The sequence below is a fragment of the uncultured Cyclobacterium sp. genome, from assembly GCF_963976465.1.
Lineage (GTDB): Bacteria > Bacteroidota > Bacteroidia > Cytophagales > Cyclobacteriaceae > Cyclobacterium.
In genome coordinates, this window is the sequence record NZ_CAXBOC010000442.1 from 1 (window position 1) to 4,805 (window position 4,805).

Below are 4,805 nucleotides of genomic sequence, written 5' to 3' on the forward strand. Positions count from 1 at the left end.
TTCCCCGCTTTTGGGATGACAAAGGTGCACTTTATTTTTTATTTTACAATGGGAAAATGTCTTTTTTTTGAAAAACTTTTTTCCCATATATAAGGCAAAAATCAATGCTATTATTTCAATTTGTGACCTCGCCAGGATTCAAACCTGGAACCTCTTGAGCCGTAATCAAGTACTCTATTCAGTTGAGCTACGAGGCCATTTCTTTTAAATGGAATGCAAAGGTAAAGAATAAAATGAATAATACAAAGCATGAATTGAGAGAAAAATGAAATGATTATTACGTACCTATTAATTATATTTTAAGAATAATTAAGATCAACAGGCCACCAAATCAAGCATTATTTCCTAATTTAGCCGTTCGATAGGTTAAAAAATATTTGTTTTCATGAAAAGACTTTCCATTATATCCTTAATTTTATTGATCACCTTTCAGCTTCAAGCCCAAGAAAAGGAACGTTCATCTATAGGTGGCAGACCAAACATTACCGGGGACTTGTTTCTGGATTTTGGATTCAATATGCTAAATAATAGGCCAGAGGATCTAAATACGCGTTTTATCGCTTCAAGGGTATTTAACGTTTATTACCAAACACAAATCCCATTAGGTCAAAATACAGGTTTCACTTTCAATCCGGGCTTAGGTCTCGGCCTTGAAAAACTCGCTTTTAAAGATGGGATGACCTTGGTGTCAGATCCTGACAAATCTGTAAATTCAAGTATGCTTACTTCCATAACTAATGTATATGGACAAGATGCTAGTGTTTCTACCAATACAATGGCGTTAAATTATTTTGACATCCCACTAGAATTTCGATACCATGTAAATCATGATGACTATGATAGCGGAATCCGTGTGGCTGTTGGAGGTAAAATAGGATTGCTATACAATGCACATACTAAAATTGCTTATACTAACGGAGATGGTTTGGAACAGAAAATTAAAAACTCACAGAATTATGGTTTAAACCCAATCCGCTATGGTGTTTACACCCGTTTAGGATTCCCAGGCTTTAATGTGTGGGGATACTATGGTCTCAATGGGGTCTTCGAAGGAAACCAAGGTCCTTATGGAACAGAATCTACTCAATTCAACTTTGGCGTATCAGTAGCTTTGTTCTAAAAGAAATCTATTCTTGACGTATATATAAGGAGTGGATTTAAATACCCACTCCTTTTTTTATGTCAATCAATTAATAAGTAAATGATAATAAACCGGGAAACAGATCCCAAATCCTAAAATAAATCCGGCGTAAACTTCTGAAGGCCGATGTGCATTTAGGTACAACCTGGCAGTACCAATCAAGCCACTAAGCACAATGATCAATAAGAAATAATAAAACATAGGTTCCGAATTGAATCTTATTGACAAAACCGAAACGATAGCAACCCATCCCCCCATGGCTGTCTGGTGGGCGCTGATTTTCCAAAAAATGGTTATCAGGGTCAAAAGAATTAAAGAAACTGTAACCAACCCCAGGGTAACTATTAACAACTGATCAATATTTAGCTTCCAGTAAAAAAACACAAGGGTCATGCTGTAGAAAACAGAAACCAATGCAAAAGGGTAAATCCGCTCCTTTCTTTCAGGCAACTGTAAGCTATTGATAACTTCTGAAAACCTCAAGCCCACCAATCCAAGTAGGGGCACCATAAAGGTAGAGAAACTGATCAATAGCAGTACTGCCCACTTGGCTCCTTTGGGTACAACTGTTGCTTCCGGAACCATATAAAATAAGGTAACCACCATCAAAGTAGGGATTACCAAAGGCTGAAAAATTACCGATATACCTAAAGCTAATTTCCTAAACACTATAACTCTTTTCTAAGCCTTGCTACCGGTATTTGTAATTGTTCCCTGTATTTGGCCACTGTCCTCCTTGCAATATTGTACCCTTTTTGGTTCAATAATTTGACCAATTTGTCATCAGAAAGTGGCTTTTTCTTGTCTTCTTCGTCTACCAATTTGTTTAAAACACTTTTTACCTCTCGATTACTCACATCTTCTCCTCCATCTGTGGCGATACCTTCAGAGAAAAAATACTTTAAAGGAAACACTCCAAATTCTGTCTGGATGGCCTTGCTATTGGCTACTCTGGAAACGGTGGAAATATCCATATCTATTTTTTCTGCAATGTCTTTCAGGATCATGGGACGTAATTTGGTTTCGTCACCATCAAGGAAAAAATCATGCTGGTAATCTAAAATAGACTGCATGGTACGCATCAATGTCTGTTGCCGCTGTTTAATGGCATCTATAAACCATTTCGCTGAGTCTAGTTTTTGTTTTACAAAAGAAACCGTTTCTTTGAGCTTTTTATCTTTTTTATCACTCTTATCATAGGCACTAAACATCTCAGAATAGGACCTGCTCACCTTAAGTTCGGGTGCATTCTTTGAATTCAGGACAATTTCAAATTTCCCATTGACATTGTTTAGAATAAAATCCGGAATTACATAATGGTTTCTGACCATACCGTCAGAAATTCCTCCCGGTTTTGGATTGAGCCTGGTAATTAACTGAATCACTTCCTTGAGCTCTTCCTCTCCTATTCCGGCTTTCTTTAGTATTTTGTTATAATGCTTCTTTGTAAATTCTTCAAAACATTCTTGAACCACAAAAATGGCTTTTTTTAGTAAGGATCCTTCCTCTGTGTTCCTTCGCTCCAATTGAATAATCAAACACTCCTGCAAATTTCTGGCGGCAATCCCAGGAGGATCGAAGGATTGAATTTTAAAAAGTATTTCTTCTACTTCATCGAGATCAGTCTCAACATTCTGACTAAATGCCAAATCATTAATAATGGCCTCCAGGTCCCTCCTTATATAACCGTCGTTCTCTATACTTCCTATTAACTGCTTACCTATTAACTTTTGAGTGTCGTTTAATTTAAGGAAATTTAATTGAGAAAGCAGTTGCTCATGAAGCGAGCTAAAGCTGGAAAGGGGCATGTCTCTTTCCTCATCATCCGTTGAATAATTACCATCCCCTTGCATCTTATACCCACCATACTCCTCATTTAGGTAATCTTCAATATTGATGTCTTTGTCATCTTTTGATTCAGCAACATCCGCACTGTCTGCAAACTCCTCCGCTGGGTTTTCAGCTTCCACGTCTTTCCCCTCCTCCAAGGCGGGGTTAATCTCTAACTCTTCCTCTATTCTGGACTCAAGTTCAGCTGTAGGAACCTGCAACAATTTAATAAATTGTATCTGCTGAGGGGATAATTTTTGAGATAATATCTGGTTTAAATTCAGTTTCTGCATATATTAAAACCTATTACGGTATTAAGTTATTTCCATTTTGTGTTCCAATAAACTCAATTGGAATTCAAATTTAGGAAATAAGATCAAAATTTTGATAAAAAGCTTATTATATCGTTTTTTTGCATTCAAATTAAATGTTCCCCCTTTTGGGTTTTTTACTTTATAACAAGGTATCGTCATGTCATTTAACAAAAGAATTAAAATAAAAGATTTACTGGAGAACCCTACTCCGGATGAAAAAGCAACCCTAATGGGTTGGGTTAGAACCAAAAGGAGCAACAAACATGTAACTTTCATTGCCATTAATGACGGATCTTGTATCCAGAATTACCAATGTGTGGCCGATCCACAATTAATTTCTGAAGATATTCTTAAGAAAGCTAATACCGGAGCTTGTTTAAAAATCACAGGAACAATTGTAAATTCTCAAGGTTCAGGACAATCTACAGAAATACAAGCTACCTCCATCGAGGTTTTGGGAGAAGCTGATCCGGAAAAATTCCCTATTCAACCTAAAAAACACTCACTTGAGTTTTTAAGGGAAAATGCACACCTAAGGGTAAGAACCAATACCTTTGGTGCCATCTTCCGCATCCGTCACCAGCTTTCTTTTGCAATACACCAATACTTCCACAAAAAAGGCTTTGTCTATATACACTCTCCTATCATCACTGCTTCTGATGCTGAGGGTGCTGGCGAAACCTTTCAGGTAACCACATTGGACTTGAAGAATCCTGCCAAAGACGAAGCCGGACAAATCGATTTTCAAGAAGACTTTTTCGGAAGAGCCACCAATCTAACCGTTTCCGGACAATTGGAAGGTGAACTTGCGGCAATGGCGTTGTCAGAAATTTACACCTTTGGGCCCACTTTTAGGGCAGAAAACTCCAATACCACCAGACACTTGGCAGAATTTTGGATGATTGAACCAGAAATGGCTTTTTTCGACGCCGAAGACAACCAAAATCTTGCTGAGGATTTCCTTCAATATGTCATAGGTTATGCTTTAGAACATTGCAAAGAAGATCTTGCTTTCTTGGACAAACGTGCCGCAGATGAAGAGAAGGGCAAAAAAGCTGACCAACGCAGTGAGTTGGGCTTATTGGAAAGGCTTTCCTTTGTTACCCAAAATGAATTTATACGGATCACTTATACAGAAGCTATTGATATTTTAAAGGCTTCCAAACCAAATAAAAAGAAAAAATTTGCCTATCCCATAGAAGATTGGGGAACAGATCTGCAATCTGAACATGAAAGGTTTTTGGTGGAAAAGCATTTTAAAAAACCTGTGATTATCACTGATTATCCGAAAGAAATCAAATCATTTTACATGAAATTAAATCCGGATAACAAGACAGTGGCAGCCATGGATATTTTATTCCCCGGTATAGGTGAAATTGTTGGGGGGTCGCAAAGAGAAGAAAATCTTGACAAACTAACCCAACGCATGGATGAATTGGAAATAAGCAAAGAAGAAATGTGGTGGTACCTGGATACCAGGAAATTTGGCACTGCTCCTCACGCCGGCTTTGGTTTAGGAT

At 37.6% G+C, this 4,805-nt stretch carries 4 protein-coding genes and 1 tRNA gene; 2 read left to right on the top strand and 3 right to left on the bottom strand.

What is annotated here, in order from left to right; all coding sequences use genetic code 11:
* Positions 1-123: 123 nt before the first annotated feature.
* A tRNA-Arg gene (locus AAC037_RS19825) sits at positions 124-197 on the bottom strand.
* Positions 198-385: 188 nt separating this feature from the next.
* Here AAC037_RS19825 and AAC037_RS19830 point away from each other — a divergent pair.
* A complete protein-coding gene (locus AAC037_RS19830; protein WP_339905056.1) occupies positions 386-1,120 on the top strand; it encodes a porin family protein in 735 nt (244 codons plus the stop codon).
* Positions 1,121-1,186: 66 nt separating this feature from the next.
* Here the strand turns inward: AAC037_RS19830 and AAC037_RS19835 are convergent, their stop codons facing one another.
* Positions 1,187-1,810 (bottom strand): phosphatase PAP2 family protein, encoded by a 624-nt coding sequence (locus AAC037_RS19835; protein ID WP_339905058.1) that lies wholly within the window; start codon positions 1,808-1,810, stop codon positions 1,187-1,189.
* Entirely contained in the window at positions 1,810-3,264 is a 1,455-nt protein-coding gene (rpoN, locus tag AAC037_RS19840) for an RNA polymerase factor sigma-54 (RefSeq protein ID WP_339905060.1), read from the bottom strand. The genes AAC037_RS19835 and rpoN overlap by 1 nt, the downstream gene beginning before the upstream one ends.
* 178 nt (positions 3,265-3,442) lie before the next feature.
* Here rpoN and asnS point away from each other — a divergent pair.
* The coding region (gene asnS, locus AAC037_RS19845; protein ID WP_339905062.1) for an asparagine--tRNA ligase at positions 3,443-4,805 on the top strand (1,363 nt) is incomplete at its 3' end.

Coding starts and splice junctions, on each gene's coding strand:
- AAC037_RS19830 (WP_339905056.1), top strand. CDS start 386: ATGAAAAGACTTTCCATTATATCCTTAATTTTATTGATCACCTTTCAG.
- rpoN (WP_339905060.1), bottom strand. CDS start 3,264: ATGCAGAAACTGAATTTAAACCAGATATTATCTCAAAAATTATCCCCT.